The sequence below is a fragment of the Paraburkholderia sp. BCC1886 genome, assembly GCF_900996245.1.
In the GTDB taxonomy this organism is placed as follows: domain Bacteria; phylum Pseudomonadota; class Gammaproteobacteria; order Burkholderiales; family Burkholderiaceae; genus Paraburkholderia.
Map to the genome: position 1 here is coordinate 60,699 of NZ_CAAJGK010000049.1, position 19,444 is coordinate 80,142.

At 64.9% G+C, this 19,444-nt stretch carries 19 protein-coding genes; 12 read left to right on the forward strand and 7 right to left on the reverse strand.

The features are described 5' to 3' along the window. The first annotated feature begins 21 nt into the window (after positions 1-21). Positions 22-495 carry a MarR family winged helix-turn-helix transcriptional regulator gene (locus FQ746_RS17265; RefSeq protein WP_144110589.1) on the forward strand — a complete coding sequence of 158 codons (474 nt, stop codon included), beginning with the start codon at positions 22-24 and terminating at the stop codon, positions 493-495. Between the two features lie 46 nt (positions 496-541). Here FQ746_RS17265 and FQ746_RS17270 read toward each other — a convergent pair whose 3' ends face one another. Continuing rightward, positions 542-1,486, reverse strand: a complete 945-nt coding sequence (locus FQ746_RS17270) for a LysR family transcriptional regulator (RefSeq protein ID WP_144110590.1) — start codon at positions 1,484-1,486, stop codon at positions 542-544. Between the two features lie 180 nt (positions 1,487-1,666). Here FQ746_RS17270 and FQ746_RS17275 point away from each other — a divergent pair, with 180 nt between their 5' ends. From FQ746_RS17275 to FQ746_RS17290, 4 genes are read left to right on the forward strand one after another with little or no spacing between them, the layout of a single operon-like run. Further along, entirely contained in the window at positions 1,667-2,719 is a 1,053-nt protein-coding gene (locus tag FQ746_RS17275; protein ID WP_144110591.1) for a porin, read from the forward strand. A gap of 25 nt (positions 2,720-2,744) precedes the next feature. Then, positions 2,745-3,824, forward strand: a complete 1,080-nt coding sequence (locus FQ746_RS17280; RefSeq protein ID WP_144110592.1) for an alpha/beta hydrolase — start codon at positions 2,745-2,747, stop codon at positions 3,822-3,824. An 11-nt stretch (positions 3,825-3,835) separates the two neighbouring features. Next, entirely contained in the window at positions 3,836-5,182 is a 1,347-nt protein-coding gene (locus FQ746_RS17285) for an MFS transporter (protein WP_186310764.1), read from the forward strand. A 20-nt stretch (positions 5,183-5,202) separates the two neighbouring features. Further along, the gene (locus FQ746_RS17290) at positions 5,203-6,249 is read left to right on the forward strand and encodes an alpha/beta hydrolase (RefSeq protein WP_144110594.1); all 1,047 of its coding nucleotides are present in this window, start codon (positions 5,203-5,205) and stop codon (positions 6,247-6,249) included. 67 nt (positions 6,250-6,316) lie between these two features. On the opposite strand, the gene FQ746_RS17295 is transcribed toward FQ746_RS17290, so the two are convergent. Continuing rightward, a complete protein-coding gene (locus FQ746_RS17295; RefSeq protein ID WP_144110596.1) occupies positions 6,317-7,222 on the reverse strand; it encodes a LysR family transcriptional regulator in 906 nt (301 codons plus the stop codon). A 118-nt stretch (positions 7,223-7,340) separates the two neighbouring features. Between FQ746_RS17295 and FQ746_RS17300 the strand changes: the two genes are divergently transcribed. Together FQ746_RS17300 and FQ746_RS17305 are read left to right on the forward strand one after the other, a co-directional pair. Continuing rightward, positions 7,341-8,552 carry an L-dopachrome tautomerase-related protein gene (locus FQ746_RS17300; RefSeq protein WP_144110598.1) on the forward strand — a complete coding sequence of 404 codons (1,212 nt, stop codon included), beginning with the start codon at positions 7,341-7,343 and terminating at the stop codon, positions 8,550-8,552. A gap of 36 nt (positions 8,553-8,588) precedes the next feature. After that, positions 8,589-9,110 (forward strand): GlcG/HbpS family heme-binding protein, encoded by a 522-nt coding sequence (locus tag FQ746_RS17305; protein ID WP_144110600.1) that lies wholly within the window; start codon positions 8,589-8,591, stop codon positions 9,108-9,110. 19 nt (positions 9,111-9,129) lie between these two features. Here the strand turns inward: FQ746_RS17305 and FQ746_RS17310 are convergent, their stop codons facing one another. From FQ746_RS17310 to FQ746_RS17320, 3 genes are read right to left on the reverse strand one after another with little or no spacing between them, the layout of a single operon-like run. Then, positions 9,130-10,446 carry an Nramp family divalent metal transporter gene (locus tag FQ746_RS17310; protein WP_144110602.1) on the reverse strand — a complete coding sequence of 439 codons (1,317 nt, stop codon included), beginning with the start codon at positions 10,444-10,446 and terminating at the stop codon, positions 9,130-9,132. Positions 10,447-10,467: 21 nt separating this feature from the next. After that, complete coding sequence (locus FQ746_RS17315; protein ID WP_144110604.1) at positions 10,468-11,091, reverse strand: superoxide dismutase; 624 nt, start codon at positions 11,089-11,091, stop codon at positions 10,468-10,470. A 31-nt stretch (positions 11,092-11,122) separates the two neighbouring features. Further along, entirely contained in the window at positions 11,123-11,617 is a 495-nt protein-coding gene (locus FQ746_RS17320) for a hypothetical protein (RefSeq protein ID WP_144110606.1), read from the reverse strand. Between the two features lie 251 nt (positions 11,618-11,868). Between FQ746_RS17320 and FQ746_RS17325 the strand changes: the two genes are divergently transcribed. After that, positions 11,869-13,140: an MFS transporter gene (locus tag FQ746_RS17325; protein WP_144110608.1), complete on the forward strand. Its 1,272-nt coding sequence runs from the start codon at positions 11,869-11,871 to the stop codon at positions 13,138-13,140. A 27-nt stretch (positions 13,141-13,167) separates the two neighbouring features. On the opposite strand, the gene FQ746_RS17330 is transcribed toward FQ746_RS17325, so the two are convergent. Continuing rightward, positions 13,168-13,980: a shikimate dehydrogenase family protein gene (locus tag FQ746_RS17330; RefSeq protein WP_144110610.1), complete on the reverse strand. Its 813-nt coding sequence runs from the start codon at positions 13,978-13,980 to the stop codon at positions 13,168-13,170. A gap of 47 nt (positions 13,981-14,027) precedes the next feature. Next, entirely contained in the window at positions 14,028-14,777 is a 750-nt protein-coding gene (locus FQ746_RS17335; protein WP_222105884.1) for a carboxymuconolactone decarboxylase family protein, read from the reverse strand. A 180-nt stretch (positions 14,778-14,957) separates the two neighbouring features. On the opposite strand from FQ746_RS17335, the gene FQ746_RS17340 reads away from it, so the two are divergent. The 4 genes from FQ746_RS17340 (at position 14,958) to FQ746_RS17355 (ending at position 19,444) form a co-directional block, all read left to right on the forward strand. Next, complete coding sequence (locus FQ746_RS17340; protein WP_144110614.1) at positions 14,958-15,848, forward strand: LysR family transcriptional regulator; 891 nt, start codon at positions 14,958-14,960, stop codon at positions 15,846-15,848. 107 nt (positions 15,849-15,955) lie between these two features. Then, entirely contained in the window at positions 15,956-16,972 is a 1,017-nt protein-coding gene (locus tag FQ746_RS17345) for an aldo/keto reductase (protein WP_144110616.1), read from the forward strand. 60 nt (positions 16,973-17,032) lie between these two features. Next, complete coding sequence (locus FQ746_RS17350; protein ID WP_144110618.1) at positions 17,033-17,950, forward strand: LysR substrate-binding domain-containing protein; 918 nt, start codon at positions 17,033-17,035, stop codon at positions 17,948-17,950. Positions 17,951-18,136: 186 nt separating this feature from the next. Continuing rightward, on the forward strand, positions 18,137-19,444 hold the full coding sequence (locus tag FQ746_RS17355) for an MFS transporter (protein ID WP_144110620.1): 1,308 nt from the start codon (positions 18,137-18,139) through the stop codon (positions 19,442-19,444).

Here is a 19,444-nt window from a genome sequence, read left to right on the forward strand (position 1 = left end):
TGGACCGATCCCACGCCGCCCATGAGCAAGACTCCGAATTCGCCTGTCAAGTCCGCAGCCGTGCCGAAGAGCCGTCGTCCCGCTTTGCGGCTGACGTATGTAATCGGCAGCCTCGACCGCATTCTGCGGCGCCGGATGAGCGAGGCGCTCGCGCCGCTCGGCTTGACGCTCGCGCAGTTCACCGCGCTTTCCGTGCTCGACACGCGAGGCCAGGCCTCCAATGCGCAACTCGCGGAGCGCTCTTTCATCACGCCGCAATCGGCCAACGAGGTGATGAACGCGATGGCGAGCCGCGGCTGGGTCAGTCGCGAACCGGACCCGATGCACGGCCGTATCGTGCTGCTCGAATTGACGGAGCAGGGACGCACGGTGTTGCGCGAAGGCGAGCAGGCCGTCCAGGCGATCGAACGCCAGATGACGGCAGGCACCGATGCCGATGCCGCTGCCGCGCTCCAAGGCCAGCTCGAAACCTTCGTGCGCAATCTGCGCGGTTGAGCGATTGAGAAAAGCGATTGAGAAGGTCGGCCCTCGAGCGGCCGCGTCAGTCCCGAATCCGGGCCTGCACCAGTTCGATGAAGCGCGCGGCCGCGCTGTTATGCAATGCCGTCGGATACGCGAGGTGCAGCGGCGCGCTGAGTTTCGACGGATTCGCCAGCGTGCAGTACACGGTGCCCACCTGGTCGTAGCGCTGCATCGACGCGGGCACCAGCGTGATACCCAAACCCGCGGCCACCAGATTGATACCGGAGAGCATGCGCGGCACCTCCCGCGCGATACGCGGCTCGAAGCCGGCCTGACTGCAGGCGGCGAGAATATCCGCATACATGCCGGGCGCGCCGGGCCGGCGCACGAGAATGAAGTCTTCGTTGGCGAGCGCCTTCAGCGACACCTCGGTGCGTTTTTTTGCCGTGGTTCTGGCGGCCCCCTTGCCCGTGCTTTTGCCCGCCCTGGCAAGCAGCGGATGACCCACCGGCAACACGACCACCATCGGTTCGTCGGCGAGCAATTCGAAGGCGACGCCTTCATGCAGCGCCACGGGCTTGCGCAGAAACGCCACCTGAATCTGACCGCTGGCGAGCCGCTCGATAATCTCGGCCGCATTCAGTTCCGCGAGTTCCACACCGACGCCCGGACAGGCGCTGCGAAAACTGCGAATGACCTCCGTAGTCAGCGGATGAAACGCCGCTGAAGAAGTGAGGCCGATCGAGATGGTCCCCAACTCGCCGCGCGCGATCCGGCTCGCCTTGCCGATTGCCTGCTGCAACGACAACAGCATCGACTCGGCATCTTCGGCGAAGGCTTTGCCCGCCGCGGTCAGCACCACGCCTCTCGGCAGGCGCACGAACAGTTCGAAACCCAGTTCGTCTTCCAGCGCGCGAATCTGTTGCGACAACGGCGGCTGCTGCATCGACAGACGCTCGGCCGCGCGCGTGAACTGGCCTTCCTCCGCGACGGTCAGGAAGTAGCGTAAATGGCGAAGCTCCATGAAGTGTCTGTCTCCTTGCCGCAGCGGTCTGGCGCCGCATGCCTGGTTGAATGGATCCATATATGGAAGATATGGATGGTGCTGGAAAAACGTATTTTACATTCACCACGGCTGGCTCTACGATTCGCCCCATCGCATCGCGCGTCGGTGCGAATAACTAGATATCGCCAGGAGACAGGTGTGAAAAAGCAAGCGGTGGTGGCAGCATTCGCGGTGGCCGGATGCGGTGTGGTGCACGCTCAATCGTCAGTCACGCTGTACGGTTTGATCGACACCAATATCGAATTCATCAACCATGCGAGCGCCACGGGTGGCGTCGTGGTGCGGGAAAATTCCGGCGGCCTCAGCAATTCGCGGCTCGGTTTTCGCGGCACGGAAGACCTGGGCGGCGGCAACTCGGCGTTCTTCGTTCTCGAAGCAGGCTTCAACGGTAACGACGGCACAGCCGCGACAGCGGGCGATATCTTCAACCGTACCGCCGCCGTGGGGCTGTCCAACGCGTTCGGTTCGCTCTCCGCCGGTCTGCAATACACCGCGATGTACGACACCCTGATCAAATACGATCCGATGGTGTTCGCGCAACAGTACACGTGGTTTCCCACTACCGGTTCCGTCGACAGCTTCTCGTTCAAGGCGCGCGTCGACAACTCGCTCAAATACGTCGGCCATTACGCGGGCCTGACCGCGACCGCCGACTACAGCTTCGGCGGCGACGCCGACAACTTCCAGAGCAGCGCGGCCTACGGCGGCGCGCTCGATTACGACGGCGGCAGCTTCGGCGCGGCCGTGGCCTACGACTATCGCAATGGCGCGATCAATTCGTCGAATACGTGGACCAAGACGCGCAACTGGAGCGTCGCTTTCCGTCAGAACGTGGGCAGCGCGTCGCTGTTCGCGGGCTACGAGCACTATCTGTACAACCCGACCAAAACCGCGGCCGTCTCGTCGGCGTTGTGGTGGGGCGGCGTGCGCTATCTGATCGTGCCGAACTTCCGTCTGACCGGCGCGGTGTACTACCAGACCAACAAGACCGACGACGTGTCGAACTCGTGGATGGGCGTGCTGAGCGCGGACTATATTCTGTCGAAGCGCACCGACGTTTACGCGACGGTGGCTTATGCGGCATCCTCGCGTTTTGGCAACGACCAGTACACGGCGACGGGCGTGACGAGCGACACGGCATTCGGACCAAACCAGACGGCGGTGACGCTGGGCATCCGGCATCGGTTCTAGGCAACGGTTTCAAGGAGCAGCTTGCATGGCTTTCAATCCGATTCATCGTCGCGTGCTCGTGAGCATCGCAGCGGGTGTCGCCGTCACGCTCGCGGTGCTGGCGCGGCCGGCCTTTGCGGTGCATGTGTACGAACCGCATCTGCGGCCGGTCGCGACCGTCTCCGATACGCGCATGACGCTCGGCACGCCGCAAGGCAAGGCGGAATTTCCGCTGTATCTGTCGAAGGACTGGAGCGTGGCGCAACCGCAGGTGACGCGGGCGGTCATCGTGATTCACGGCAAGCTGCGCAATGCAAACGTGTACTTTCATACGGCCGAAAAAGCGCAGCAGGCCGCCGGGGCAAATCCCGACGACGCGCTGCTGATCGCGCCGCAATTCCTCGCGAGCATCGACACGCAGCTGCATGACGAACCGGCCGACCTGCTGCGCTGGAACGACAACGCGTGGATGGGCGGCGAAGCGGCGCAAGCGCCGTCGCCGGTCAGCTCGTACAGCGTGCTCGATGCGATCGTCGAGCGGCTGGCCGATCGCAAGCTGTTTCCGAATCTGCAGCACGTGGTGTTCGCCGGACATTCGGGCGGCGCGCAAGTCGTGCAGCGTTACGCGGTCGCGGCACGCGATCTCGGCGTGCTGACCAAGGAAGGTATCGACGTGCGCTACGTGGTGTCGAGCCCGTCTTCGTATGCGTATTTCGATGCACAGCGTCCGAACGGCGAGGGCGTTCCCGCGCAATACGATGCCGCGCAATGCGCGGGCTTCGATCAGTGGAAATACGGCATGGAGAATCGCCCGGCGTATCTGAACGATCGCACGCCGGCCCAACTCGAAGCGGCGTACGCGGCGCGCCGGGTGGATTATCTGGTCGGCGGTTCGGACGACGATCCGCAACAGGCCGCGCTCGACCGGAGTTGCGGCGCCGAAGCGCAGGGCACGCAACGCGTGGCGCGCGCCGAAGGCTACTACCGCTATATGCAGACGCGTCATCCCGACGGGCTGCAGCAGAGCTTTCACGTCGTGCCTGGCGTGGGTCACAACGGCGCGCGGATGCTGACTTCGGCATGTGCGTTGTCGGCGATGTTCGGCACACAGGGTTGCGACAAATGAACGATGCCGCCATGACTCCGATTACACGGCAGCATCCGGCCGCGCCCGCCGCCGCTTTGAGTCCCGCGATGGTGCGCCGCGCGATCGGCGCGTCGGTGCTCGGCAACGGTCTCGAGTGGTTCGACTTCCTGATCTACGGCTATTTCTCGAAGATCATCGCGCAAGTTTTCTTTCCGAGCGGCAGCGGCTTCGTATCGATCATGCTGACGCTCGCCACGTTCGCGATCGGCTTCGTCGTGCGGCCGCTCGGCGGCATTCTGCTGGGCATCTACGCGGATCGCGCGGGGCGGCGCAAGGCGCTCTCGCTGCTGATCATCTCGATGGCGGCGAGCACGCTGTTGATGGGTCTGACGCCCGGCTACGCGAGCATCGGCCTGGCTGCGCCGCTACTCGTCGTGCTGGCTCGCCTGCTGCAAGGTCTGTCGGTCGGCGGCCAGTTCGCGACCGCCTCGGCGATGCTAGTGGAGTACGCGCCGCCCAACAAGAAGATGTTCTACGGCAGTTTCAACATGTCGGCGCAGGCGTTCGCGTTGCTGCTGTCGTCGGCAGTCGGCTATCTGCTCACCACGCATCTGACGCATGCGCAGCTCGTCACGTGGGGCTGGCGTCTGCCGTTTCTCGCGGGTGCGCTGGCTGGGCCGTTCGGTTTCTATATCCGGCATCGCGTCGCGGAATCGCCGGAATTCGAGCGCTTGCGCGAACAGGGCGATACGCCGCCGCGCGTGTCGATCCGCCAGTTCTTCCGCGAGAACGGCGATGCCGCGCTCTGCGCGATGGGCGTGATCATCGTCGGCGCGGCGACCAACTATGTGTGGCACTCGTATCTGTCGGTGTATGTCGAGCGGCAATTGCATTTGCCGTTGTCTACCGCGTTGCTAGGCGCGTTCGCGTCGGGCGTGCTGAACCTCGTGCTATTCCCGGTCTCCGGTAAGCTGGCCGATCGCTTCGGGCCGTACCGGCTGTTCTATCCGGTCGTGATTGCGTGGATGCTGTGCACGTACCCGTTGTTTCACTTCGTCGTCGCGCATCCTACGCCGGGGCATCTGTTCATCGCGCAGATGATCGCGTCGGTGTTTCTTGCGGCGATGTCGGGCGCGCATCCCGGCATGCTCGCCACGCTGTTCCCCGTGCGTAGCCGTTCGTCCGGTGTCGCGCTGTCGTACAACGTTGCGGTGACGCTGTTCGGTGGGCTCGCGCCGCTGACCATTACCGGTCTGACGCGGCTCACCGGTAGCAGTCTGACGCCGGCGTTCTACCTGATCTTCGCGGGTTTCGTCTCGCTCGCGCTGGTGTTCTTCACGAAGTCCGGGCGCACCCAAGGCGACGCCGCGACCGCGCGTTCAGTTTCATCAATCTAATCACGACACGAGCCTTACGCATGACCCAGTCTCTAAACACGGTCCCGGATGCCGACGACGAACGCGCACCGAACGAACGCCCGGTGTCGGTGGTGGCGCCGCAATTCCTGAGCATCAGCACGCCGGTGGGTAGCGGCACCATTCCGTTGTATGCGACCGGCGAGTGGCCCGCGCCCGCCGGTCTGCAGTCCGCCGGCGCGAGTCGCGTCAAGCGCGCGGTGATCCAGCTTCACGGCCGGCTGCGCAATGCCGATGCCTATTTCAGGCTTTCGCAGCAGGCTTGCGCGGCGGCTGGCGGCGATATCGGCGAGACCTTGCTGATCGTGCCGCAATTCCTTGCCACCGACGATGTCGTCGCGCATCGCCTGCCGCCGTCGACCTTGCATTGGGACTGGACCAGCTGGATGGGCGGCGGCGCCGCCGAAGGTCCGGCGCCGCTCAGTTCGTTTGCGGTGCTCGACGCGATACTCGCGGTGCTCGCGGATCGCGAGCGCTTTCCGGCGCTGACCGACGTGGTGATCGCCGGTCATTCGGGCGGCGGTCAGGTCGCGCAGCGTTATGCCGTGGTCGCACGCGGCGAGGCGCCGCTGCTGGCGCGCGGTATCGCGCCGCGTTACGTGATTGCGAATCCTTCGTCGTACGTGTATTTCGATGCGTTGCGGCCGGATGCGTCGGGTAAATTCGTCGCGCCGGACCCGGCGTGTTGTCCGCGTTTCGATCACTGGAAATATGGGCTGGTCGATCTGCCGCACTATGCGTACGTGGATGGCCAGCCGCCTTCGCCCGTAGCGCTCGAAGCCGCATACGTGCAGCGCGACGTCGTGCTGTTGCTGGGCGGCGACGACTGCGATCCGCAGCATCCGGCGCTCGACCGGTCGTGCGCCGCGATGACGCAAGGCGAGCACCGGCTAGGCCGAGGCCGTGCGTACGCGCGTTATATGGCGATGCGGCATCCGCACGATTTCAAACATCGCACTCACGAGATTGCCGGTGTCGGGCACGACGCGAACGGCATCTATTCGTCGGCGGCGGGCATGGCCGCGGTCTTCGACACAGGTGAGGGTTGACCGCCAAACTGACGTTGCAATCGCAGCGCGCTGAATAACGCGCTGAAGAACGCGCTGTGCATGTCGGTCACGGTGCGCTCAACGGCCGCGCCTCGAAGTCCGCCACCAGATAAGCCAGGAACAACTGGATTTTCTTCGAGCGCGTGCTCTGCCCGTGATGCAGCGCGACGAAAGGCACGTCGTCCGGCTCGAACGCTTCGAGCACCGTCGACAGTTCGCCGGCGTGCACCGCAGCCGCCACTTCCCACCACGATTTCTGCGCGACGCCCAAGCCTGCGCGCGCCCACTCGACGGGCAGTTCGGAATTGTTGCTGGCGAGCGCGCCTTCCACCCGCACGACGCGCGCCGCGTTGCCTTTGCCGAAGCGCCATGCTGCGCGCCGGCTCGCGTCGGCGTTATGGACGAGGCACGCGTGCCGGCACAGATCGGCGGGCGTTGCCAGCGCAAGTCCGCGCTTCAGATAATCCGGCGAAGCAACCACCACCCGTCGCGACAAACCGAGCACGTGACCGACCAGGCTGCTGTCCGGGATCGGCCCGCCGCGAATGGCGATATCGAAACCCTCTGCGACGAGGTCCGCGTATTCGTCGGTCAGCACGAGTTCCACGCGAATGTCCGGATGCTTCGCGATAAACCCGGCCAGCAGCGGCGCGATGCGGCGCCGGCCCAACGGCGTCGGCGCCGTGACCCGCAGCACGCCGCTCGGCTCGTCGCGGTGGTTCGCCACCGCGCGCTCGGCTTCGGCCAGTTGCGCGAGGATCAGGTGGCAATGTTCGAGGTAGGTGCGGCCCACGTCGGTGAGCGCCTGCTGGCGCGTGGTCCGCGCGACGAGGCGCACGCCTAGCCGCTTTTCCAGCGCCGCGATCCGTTCGCTGACCACCGACGTGGCCAGCCCCAGACCGCGTGCCGCCGCCGACAGCGTGCCGCGCGCGGCCACCTCGACAAAAATCGTCATTTCGTTGATTTCACGCATCGGCTTTCGGTATTCCCGGAAAGTGTTTTCAGCAGAGCGGGGTTCTCCACGCCATCGTCGTCGGCGATACTGGCCCACGATGGAACCGGTTCCATCCGAAGACAGACTGGGAGATTGAATGCGTGTCCGCCTTGCCCCGTTGTTGCTCGTGTTGTCACTCGCTATTTCGCTCGTATCGTCCGCATTTTACTGTGGGGCCGCGTCCGCTCAGGCGAAGCCCGCGCCGCAGGCTGGCGACACGGTCGATCTGGGCGGGGCGACGGCCGGCTCGCTCGAGGTAGTGGCGCGCTTCTACGGGCCGGGGCCGTCGGGCATTGCGGTCACGCCGGACGGACGGGTGTTCGTCGGCTTTCCGCGGCATGCGGACGATCATCGCGGGCCGACGCTCGCCGAACTGCGCGACGGGCACCTGATTCCGTATCCCAATGCGGCCATGAGTCTGCCGTCGGACGCGCCGGCCTCGGACCGGCTGCTTTCCGTGCACGGCATGACCACGGACACGCGCGGCCGCCTCTGGCTGATCGACGACGGCAAGCGCGCCGGCCAGCCGATTCCCGCGGGCGGTGCGAAGGTGGTCGGTATCGATCCCGCGACCGGCCGTGTGTTCGCCAAGGTCGTGCTGACGCCGCCTGCCATGCGCGAAGACAGCCACATGAACGATCTGCGGGTCGATCTCACGCATGGTGCCGAGGGCACGGCGTATATCTCGGACTCGTCGTTCGGTACGACGCCGGCGCTGGTCGTGGTCGATATCGCGAGCGGACGGCAGCGGCGAGTGCTCGCCGACGACCCGTCGACGCATGCGGTCGACGGTTTCCTGACGGTGCTCGAAGGGCGGCCGTTGCGATATGACGCGCACCATCAGCGGTTTCCTGTGGGCGGCGTGGATGGCGTCACGTTGAGCGCGGACAGCACGCGGCTGTATTTTTCGCCGCTCACGAGTCGCCGTCTCTACAGCATTCCCACCGCGCTGCTGTCGGACTTCCGCGTCGACGATCCGCAACTCGCCGCCGCCGTGCGCGACGAAGGCGAGAAGGGCGCCGCCGACGGCCTCGCCACCGACGCCGATAATCGCCTCTACACGACCGATTTCGAACACGACGCCATCATGCGGCGCGATCCCGACGGCCACTTCGACGTGGTGGCGCGCGATCCGCGCATCGTCTGGCCGGATGGCATTTTTGCGGCCGAACGGTACGTGTATGTGACGCTTGGACAGTGGGACAGACTGCCGGGCTTCAACGATGGCAAAGATTTGCGGCGGCCGCCTTATCTGCTGGTTCGCATTCCGTTGCAACAGCCGCCCGCGATCGATCTTCCCCGGCACTAATCGACCGACAAGGTCGATCTACAAGGAGACTCTCTCATGACCCTGCGCAATCTCAGGCACCTGTTGCTCGGCGTCGCGCTCGCGGGCGTCGGCGCGAGCGCATTCGCAGCCGGCAGCATCGTCGAGACCCCGAAGCTGCAATGGCGTCTGGCCAGCCAGCTCGCGGCCGATGCGGTCAGCGTCTGCGAAAGCCGCGGCTATTCGGTGACGGCGACGGTCGTCGATACGTCGGGGCATCAGCAGGCGGTGGTGAAGGGCGACACGGTGCCGCTGCAATCGCTGTCGGTGTCGTATCGCAAGGCCTATACGGCGTATTCGTACGGGCAGGCGTTCGACAAGTCGTCGACCGGCGAACTGCTGAAGTCGGGCCATGGCGGCCCCGCCGATGCCGCGCTCAACACGATTCCCGAAGTGATGTTCGTGCCGGGCGGCGTGATCATTCGCGCGGGCAAGACGGTGTTGGGCGGATTGGGCGTGTCGGGCGCACCCGGCGGCGACAAGGACGAAGCGTGCGCGGCGGAAGCGCTGTCGCACTTTCAGGAACAGATCGGACGCTAGCGCGGTGCGTCGCGCGTATTCAGTCCGCGAGACCGGGAAGCGCGACGCCGAACGTCTGCATCAGCAGCACGAGATTCAGCACGAGGATCGCCACGGTAGCGACGATCGCGACGCCATCGGTCAGCCGGCTATTGACGAATTCGCCCATGATGTCTTTGCGCCGCGTGAAGAGCACCACGGCGATCATCGGAATCGGCAGCGCGAAAGACAGCACGACCTGACTCATCACGAGCGCCTCGGTCGCATTCACACCGAGCGCCACGACGACGAACGCCGGCGCCATGGTCACGAGCCGCCGCAACCACACGGGAATGCGAAACCCGACAAAGCCTTGCATGATCATCTGGCCGGCCATCGTGCCGACGACCGAACTGGATATGCCGGAGCAGATCAGCGAGACGAGGAAGATCGCGGCGGCGCTCGCGCCGAGCAGCGGCGTGAGCGTGTGATAAGCCGTGGCGATCTCCGCGACATCGCGATGCCCGGCGTGGAACGCGGAACTCGCCATGATCACCATGGCCATGTTCACGAGGCCGGCCACTGCTAGCGCGGCCACCACTTCGAAATGCGAGAAGCGCACCAGCAGATGCCGCTCGCGTGCATTTCGCGCGGGCGTACGGGCTTGCGTGAGACCGGAGTGCAGATAGATGGCGTGCGGCATGACCGTCGCGCCGACGATGCCCACCGAAATCGTCAACCCCGCGGCGCCGGGCAGCGAGGGGACGACCGTGTGCCAGGCTGCTTGTCCCCACGCGACCGGTGCGATGAACATCTCCGCGAGATAGCACAGGCCGATCATGCCGACCAATGTCGCGATGACGATCTCCATTGGCCGAAAGCCGCCTTTCTCGAACAGCAGGATGCTGTAGGTCAGGATGGCGGTGACCGCCATGCCGGACAGCAGCGGCAACTGGAAGAGCAGCGACAGCGCGATGGCGCCGCCAAGGAATTCCGCGAGATCGGTCGCCATGGCGGCCACTTCGCTGACGGCCCACATCGCGATCACCGCGGGGCGCGGAAACTGCTCGCGGCACAGTTCGGCGAGATTGCGGCCCGTGACGATACCCAGTTTCGCGGATAACGCCTGAAACAGCATCGCGACGAGATTGGCCAGCAGCACGACCCACAGCAGCGAGTAGCCGAAGCGCGCGCCGGCCTGGATGTTGGTCGCGAAGTTGCCGGGGTCCATGTAGGCAATCGACGCGATCACCGCCGGTCCCGCGAACAGCAGAAACGACCGTGCCGCGCGACGCTTGCCGTCGAAGACTTCGTGGATCGCGAGCGTGGCGCGGGTCGTCAGCGTGGTGCGGGTGGTTCTGCCGGGCACGGTGTTCATCGAGGTCTCCCCGGCATCCGGTTAGCCACGCGCTGCCGCATAGCGCCGCGCCACCTCGGGCCAGTCGATCACGTTGTAGAACGCGGCAATGTAGTCGGGACGGCGGTTCTGATACTTGAGGTAGTAGGCGTGTTCCCAGACGTCGAGTCCGAGGATCGGCGTGTTGCCCGACATCAGTCCGGCCATTAGCGGGCTGTCCTGGTTGCCGGTATGTTCGACGAGCAGTTTGCCTTGCGCATTCACGCTCAGCCATGCCCAACCGCTGCCGAAACGGGCCAGCGCCGCCTTCGTGAAAGCCTCCTTGAACGCATCGAATCCGCCCAGGTCGGCGTCGATCGCCCGGCCGACGTCGCCGTCCGGTGTGCCGCCGCCCGTGGGCGACATGACGGTCCAGAACAGGCTGTGATTCGCGTGACCGCCGCCGTTGTTGCGCACCGGGAGTTGAAGGGGCTCGGGCAGCGACGGGATGCGCGCGATCAGCGTGTCGACGGGCAAGTCCGCGTACTCGCTGTCCTTCAGCGCGGCATTCAGGTTGTTCACATAGGTCTGGTGATGCCTGGAATGATGAATCTCCATCGTGCGGGCGTCGATGTGCGGTTCGAGCGCGTCGAACGCATAGGGCATTTCGGGCAGGACATAGGGCATGCGCAATCTCCGTGGCAGAAAGGGATTTGAGTCAGTGTTGCGTCGGACGATCGACACCCACTGCAACGCAGCCGGCCCGCAGCGCGCGTGTGATGAGCGGATGATCGCCATGTCGCGCCACATGCGCGATGAGCGCGACGTGGGTTTCGCGGCTATGACGCAGGGCGGCTTGCCGCAGCGAGGTATCTCGCGCGGCGTTCAGAAAGACGTCCAGCAGCGCTTCGTGAGCGCCGCCGAGGAGGGCGGCGGCATCGTCGATATCGCCCTGTTCGACCTGCAGGTCCGCGAGGTTGAGCGAGGAGACGACCAGCGCGGCGACGCAATCTTCCGCGCGGCCCGCTGGAGGCGCGGCCAGCAGACGGCGCGCGATGGACAACGCCTGCCGGTAGCCCGCAAGGGCCAGCTGGTGCTGCGCGTCGTGGCCGGCCGCGATGGCCTGGCGCGTGACGCTTTCCCACGAAGACAAAGTCAGAGCCGGCGCCGGCGTGCTGCTGTCGGCGGCGGAGTTCGCAATCTGGCGGTCCATGGTGAACCCTCGTAGGGAGGCTCCCTTTGCGTAGTCTTGTCACCTTCGTATTCGGGATAATGAATGATAATGATTATCATTTGAGATTTCCAGCGTAATTTTTCCCGCAGGTACCGGGCGCCTTGCGTGTGGTTTCAAGCGGCTGGGTGCCCGGCGACCGTAAGCAAAACGAATTCGCTTGCTCTAAACTGGCAGCCGCCTGTGTTTGCTCACGTCCCAGAACGCCCAAGCCAAGTAGAGACACGATCCCGATGCCCCCCGCTCCCGCCGATCCCACCGGCTCCGACACTGCAGTTCCGCTCAGCTTGCCCAGACATCCCGCTTTCCAGCGTTTCTGGAGCACCCGGATTCTTTCCTCCCTGTCGTTCCAGATGCTGGCCGTGGCGATGGGCTGGCACATCTACGCGTTGACGCATAGCGCTTTTGCACTCGGCCTCGTCGGCCTCGCGCAGTTTCTGCCGATGTTTCTGCTGACGCTCGTGGTCGGACACGTCGCGGACCGTTACGACCGCCGCCGGATCGCGGCGGTTTGTCAAAGCCTGGAAGCGGTCGCCGCGTTGCTGTTCGCGTGGGGCACGTTCGGCGGCTGGATCAGCGCGCCGGTCATCTATGTGCTGGCGGGCTGCGTCGGCGCGGCGCGTGCGTTCGAATCGCCCGCGGTGTCTTCGCTGTTGCCGGCCGTCGTGCCGCGTGGCTTGCTGCCGAAAGCGACTGCGTGGGCCACGTCGGCGAATCAGACCGCGCAGATCGCCGGACCGGCGTTGGGCGGTCTGCTGTACGGCATCGGTCCCGGCGCGGCGTATCTCGCATGCACGGTGTCGTTCGCCGCGGCGGCGGCCGCCGTGTGGGCGATTCCGTTGCAGGCGAAGCCGGCGCATCGCGCGCCCGTGACGCTGGAATCGGTGTTCTCCGGTATCGCTTTCATTCGCCGGGAGCCGGTCATTCTCGGCGCGCTGTCGCTCGATCTGTTTGCCGTGCTGTTCGGCGGCGCGACGGCCTTGCTGCCGGTCTTCACGCGCGACCTGCTGCATACCGGGCCGCTCGGGCTCGGACTGTTGCGCTCGGGCACGGCGATCGGCGCGCTCGCGGGCACTATCTGGCTTGCGCATTTCCCGCTGCGCAACCGGCCCGGCGCTGCGATGTTCGGCGGCGTGATCGCGTTCGGCGCGGCGACGATCGTGTTCGGTCTATCGCATCAGTTTCTGGTGTCGCTGTTCGCGTTGATGGTGCTGGGTGCGTCGGACACCATCAGCGTGGTGGTGCGCCTGTCGCTCGTGCAGTTGCGTACGCCCGATGAAATGCTGGGGCGGGTCAACGCGGTCAATTCGATGTTCATCGGGACCTCGAATCAACTCGGCGAATTCGAATCGGGCGTGACGGCAGGGTGGTGGGGCGCGCAGCCGGCGGTGCTCTTCGGCGGGGTGGCGACGATTGCCGTGGCGCTGCTCTGGATGCGGCTGTTCCCGGCGCTCAGACGAACCCGTTCGCTCGAACCGGAAGCGGAACTGGCGACCAGTCCTTGAGCGGGAGGGGACATCCCCGGCAATGGGTCAGGTGGGGCGATCCGTGTACTGGTCCAGCATGAAATCGAGCATCATCTGCTGAACGGCATCGAACATCTGTACGCCGTTCGCGGTCCCGCAGCCGGCCGACTGAGCCGCCATCAAAAGTGGCGTCACGCCATGGCCCGCTATCACGTCGCCGACGAACATGGATGCCTCCAGCAACTCGGCCGCAACCGGTAGCGGGTCGGCGTCGTTCAGGCCCATCGGTGTTGCGTTGAACACCAGCGTGCAGCCTTCAGGATCGGCCGGGCCAATCCGGACATGAGCGTGGCCCGCATTCGAAGCCAGTTTCTTCAGGCGTGCCGCGCGGGCTTCGTCGGCATCGTGGATGATCAGGTCGCGAATCCCGGTGTCGAGCAACGCGATGGCTATCGCGCTTCCCGCCGCACCGGCACCGACCAGTAGCGCACGCGCGTTGTTCATCTGCGCGCCCCGATCGGTTTGCGCTTTCACGAACGCGAGACCGTCGAGCATATCGCCGTGCCACGTGCCGTCCGCGTTGCGTCGCATGACGCTGACGCATTCCAGCCGTTGGGCCGTCGCGGAAGCGGTCGCACAGTGCGCATAGGCCGCCGATTTGTGCGGCATCGTGACGAGCAGGCCATCCACGTTGCCGGTCCGGCCGAGCGCGCGCATGACCGCTTCGAGATCCGCTTGTCCGACCTGCATCGGCAGGCACAGTCCGTTGAAGTTGCGTGCCGCGAAGCCCCGGGTCAATTGTTGCGGCGACTTCACGAACCCGATCGGGTCGCCGATGATCGGGAACAGCCGTGTCGCGCCATCCAGTTGCTCGGGCATGCGCTTTCCTCGTGATAGTTGCAATGACGCCGACGAATTGATGCGCGCTAGCCGGGTCTTTTGTCCAGCACGTCCTTGACGACCGGCAGCGCCGTAAACACGTTCGGCCAACCCGTATAGAACGCGAGTTGCGTCATGATTTCGGACGCCTGCGATCGGGTCAGTCCGTTATCCATGGCCCGGTTCAGGTGATAGGTCAGTTGCGCGACCTGGCCGGAGGCGACCAGCGCGCTGACCGTGACGACGCTCCGGTCGCGCGGCGCGAGGCCGGGTCGTAGCCACAGGTCGTTGAAGAGCGCGTCTCGCGTGAATTGCACGACGCCTGGCGAGACCGCGCCGAAGTTCTGCTGCACCGTGGATTCGCGCTGCGCTTCCGCGGCCTCGTCGAGCGGAAGCAGGGTGACCGATGCCGGCGGAAGCTGCGCCGCGGTGATGCCGCGCCGCGCGAAGACGGCCTGCGTCACTTTCACGGCAGCGGTCGCATTGGCCCAGCCGGAGTAGAACGCCAGATGTGCGACGATCTCCGAAACCTCGCCGGGCGTGACGCCGTGCTCCAGCGCGAAATCCAGGTAGAACGGCAACTCGGTCGTCTGGTTGCGGGCGATCAGTACGGCAAGCGTCACGATGCTCCGGTCGCGCGCTGATAACTGCGGACGCTTCCACAAATCGCCTAGCACGACGTCGTGGGTATAGCGCTCGAGCGCGGGTGAAACGCTGCCCAGCGCGACGGTTGCGTCAGCGGTGGGGGCAGCGTTGGAATTAGCGTTGGCGGTGGCGGGACGGCCCTGACTTTGCATAATGTTTTTCCTTTCTATCTGCGAACTGCGTGCGGCACCGAGCGAAAGCATCGGCACTGCAGTAACCGGTAATTTCATCGTTCAACTCCTGAATCGCTCGAACGTCGTTGCAATGTAAGCGACTCTCGCAGTGACGACTAGGCGCTAGAATCGGCAAACACCCATGAAGCGAGTTCATCAATGCGACGCGAAAGTTATAACGATCTGCTGGCTCTGATCGCCGTTGCGCGCGAGCGCAGTTTCACCCGCGCGGCCGCGCAACTCGGCGTGTCGCAATCCGCGTTGAGCCATACCATTCGCGCGCTCGAAACCCGGCTTGGTTTGAGACTGCTGACACGAACCACGCGCAGCGTCGCGCCCACCGAGGCCGGCGAGCGACTGCTTCGCACCATCGCGCCGCGCTTCGAGGAAATCGATGCCGAACTCGCGGCCGTGACGGAATTCCGCGACAAACCCGCCGGTACGATCCGCATTACCGCCACCGACTACGCGACCGAAACGGTCCTGTGGCCCAGATTGTCGAAGGTCCTGCACGACTATCCGGATATCAACGTGGAGATCATCACCGACTACGGCCTGGCGGATATCGTCGCGGATCGTTTCGACATCGGCGTTCGCCATGGCGATCAGGTTGCCCAGGACATGATCGCGGTGCGGCTCGCGCCGGAAATGCGGATGGCCATCGTCGGCGCGCCCGACTACCTGGCGAGACATCCGCGGCCAAAGAAGCCTCAGGACCTGACCGCACACCGCTGCATCAATCTGCGTTTGCCGACCCTCGGCGGTTTTTATCCGTGGGAACTCAGGAAGGGCAACCGCCAGGTGCAGGTGCGCGTGACCGGTCAACTCGCGTTCAACGGCACCTACCCGATGCTGGCGGCGGCGCTGTCGGGATATGGCCTCGCCTATGTCCCGGCCGACCTCGCCGAAGCGCATGTCGAGGCCGGCCGTCTCGTCAAGGTGCTCGACGAATGGTGTCCTGCTTTCCCGGGGTTGCACGCCTGCTATGCGAGCCGGCGTGAGTTCTCGCGAGCCATGACCGTGGTGATCGACGCGATTCGCTATTCATGAGCCCGCTTCATGAGGGCTTGCGGTTTTAACAGCTTTATCGCTGGATCCGCCGCGCCTAACATCCTTCCCTGTTTGCACCGCGGGTGCAGTTCTACAGGGAGTGGACGATGGATTATGGCTATCTGGGGCGCAGCGCCCTGAAGGTATCGCCGCTGTGTCTGGGCGCGATGATGTTCGGCGGCGAAACGGACGAGGCGACTTCGCGCCGGATCGTCGACAAGGCGTTCGATCAGGGCGTGAACTTCGTCGATACCGCCGACGTCTACCACGCCGGCCGCTCCGAAGAAATCGTCGGGCGCGCGATAGCAGCGCGACGCGACGACTGGGTCGTGGCCACCAAGTTCGGCTATCCGGCTTCGCCCACGACACGCCCGAACGAACAGGGGCAATCGCGCAAATGGATTTACCAGAGCGTCAATGCGAGCCTCGAGCGCTTGGGCACGGACTATATCGATGTCCTCTACTTCCATCGCGCGCTCAACGATGCGCCGCTGGAAGAGGCGCTGCGTGCGATCGGCGACCTCATCCGTGAAGGCAAGGTGCGCTACTTCGGTCTGTCCAATTTCCGCGCGTGGCGTGTCGTGGAAGTCGTGCGCCTCGCCGATCGACTCGGCATCGACCGGCCGGTTGCACTCGAACCGGTCTACAACATGGTCGACCGCACGGCCGAGGTCGAACTGATGCCCGCCGCCGGTCATTACGGCATCGGCGTCGTGCCGTACAGCCCGCTCGCACGCGGCGTGCTGACCGGCAAATATGCGCTCGACGCCACGCCGCCGGCCGATTCGCGCGCAGGGCGTGGCGACAAGCGCATCCAGCAGACCGAGTGGCGGCCGGAATCGCTCGCCATCGCGCAGAAAGTCGCGGCGCACGCCGCCGAGCGCGGCACGACGTCGATCGCGTTTGCCATTGCGTGGGTGTTGAAGAATCAACGGGTGAGTTCGGCGATTGCCGGTCCGCGTACCGAAGCGCATTGGGACAGCTATGTGGAGGCACTCGCACTGCAACTCGGGCCGGACGACGAGCGGTTCGTCGATAGTCTGGTGCCGCCGGGACATGCGTCGACGCCGGGTTATACCGATCCGAACTATCCGGTGGAAGGCCGGCGCGTGAGCCGCGAATGACCGGCTGATCTTCCGTATCGACCCGCTATGATGGCGCCATCGTGACTCGCCCGCACCATCATGCGCATCGCTCCTTTACCTCCGCTGCAGTGCCTCGTCGCATTCGAATCGGCCGTCCGGCATGCGAGTTTCACCAAGGCGGCCGCGGAACTGCATCTGACGCAGAGCGCGGTCAGCCGGCAGATCGCCCAACTCGAAGACTTCCTCGGCCGCTCGCTCTTCGTGCGCGAGCACCGCGCGTTACGTCTGACCATCGCCGGTGAAGGCTACGCGAAGCACGTGCAATGGCTGCTCGCCACCTGCTCGGAAGCCACCTTCGATGTCATGAAGCGCTACGGCGATCAGGAACTGACCATCGCGTGCTCGTCCGGGGTGGCGGTGCTGTGGCTGACGCCGCGGCTCGGCGAGTTTCGCGCGGCGCATCCGCACGTGCGGATCAGGATGATCGTGCGCGATGGTCTGGCCTCGCTGTCGCCCGCCGAATTCGACGTGGGTGTGTATTACATCCGGCAGCGCGCCGAGCCGCATTTCACCGCGCGCCGTCTGTTCGACGAAGAGGTGTACCCGGTCTGCTCGCCGTCCTATCTCGCCGGCCGCACGCTGCAACCCGCCGACCTCGTGCACGAAACGCTGCTGATGCAGGAAGACGGTCAGCGGCAATGGATGGCGTGGTCCGAATGGTTCCGGTTGAATCAGGTGACCATGCCGGCCTCGCCGCCGGCGGTCGTGGTCAATCACTATCCCCAACTCGTGCAGATGGCGATTCTCGGCCAGGGCGTGGTGCTCGGCTGGCGTCACATGATCGACGCGTGTCTGCACGACGGTCTGCTGGTGCGCGCCACGCAGGCCTCCGCGAGCCACGGCGGCGGCTACTACGTGGTCTCGCCAAACGACCGCTCGCAGAATCAGGCAGCCCGTCAGTTCACCCGCTGGCTGTTCGAGCAGGCCGAAGCGCAAATGGGCCGTCCCGCGCCCTGAACCGCGTTCGCATGCGCTACACGCATGCGTGCATGCGAATCTTTCGTTTCGAAAACAAATCGGCTGTGACTACGATCGGCGTCATGCCTGCGAAAACGCCGTTCGAGCTTCGGCGTGGCGCGTGGCCGTTGCGATTCTTCAGGATCGCTGCCAATGCCGAGAGGCACCCCGATGAGGACAGAAACCATGCAAGGAACGCTTTCCGCCGCCGCCGGCTTACCGGCGGATTCGCTCGCCCGGCAGCGGCGCCGCGCGATTATCGCCACCGTGCTCGGCAATGGGCTCGAGTGGTTTGACTTCACGGTCTACAGCTTTTTCGCGGTGATCATCGCGAAACTGTTCTTTCCGACCGGCAACGAACTGACCTCGCTGTTGCTGACGGTCGCGACCTTCGGCGTGGGCTTTTTCATGCGGCCAGTGGGCGGCATGGTGCTCGGCGTGTATGCCGACAAGGTCGGGCGCAAGGCCGCGCTCTCGCTGACCATTCTGCTGATGGCGGCCGGCACCGCGCTGATCGGTCTGGCGCCGACGTACGACAGGATCGGCGTATGGGCGCCCGCCCTGATCGTGATTGCGCGGCTGCTGCAGGGCTTTTCGGCCGGCGGCGAGATGGGCACGGCAACGGCCTTTCTCACCGAATACGCACCGGCCAACCAGCGCGCTTTCTATTCGAGCTGGATTCAGTCGAGCATCGGTTTCGCGGTCCTGCTCGGCGCCGCGGTCGGCACGTTCGTGACCAGCCATCTGAGCGCCGAGGCACTGCATTCCTGGGGCTGGAGAATGCCGTTCCTGATCGGCATCCTGATCGGACCAATCGGCTATTTCATTCGCAGCCGCATGGATGAAACGCCTGCGTTCGCCGCAGTCGCGCAAGAGGCGAAAAACGATTCGCCGCTCGCCGATGTTTTCCGCCGCTTTCCGCGTCAGACCTTCGCGAGCTTTTCGATGGTGATTCTGTGGACGGTCTGCACTTACGTGCTGCTGTTCTACATGCCGACGTATTCGGTGCGGACCTTGCATCTTCCGCAATCGACCGGATTTTCCGCGGGCATGTTCGGCGGCCTGATGATCATGTGTTTCTCGCCGCTCGTCGGCAAGCTCGCCGACCGCTTCGGCCGCCGCCGGTTTTTGTCCGGCGCTGCCGCGCTCATCCTGCTGCTCGCATGGCCGATGTTCGCGTACATCAACAGCGCGCCGGGTCTCACGTCGCTGCTCGTGTTCCAGGGCGTGTTCGGTCTGCTCATTGCCGGCTACACCGGCCCGATTCTCGCCGCGTTCTCGGAGTTGTTTCCGACGCGGGTGCTGTCCACGGGGCTGTCGGTTGCGTACAACTTCGCGGTGACGATTTTCGGCGGCTTCGCACCGTTCTTCATCACGTGGCTGATCGCTTCGACCGGCAGCAATATGGCGCCCGCCATCTACGTGATGATCGCCGCGGCCATCAGTTTCGTCGGCACGCTGTTCGTGCGCGATCCGGCGCCGCACCGGGTCTGA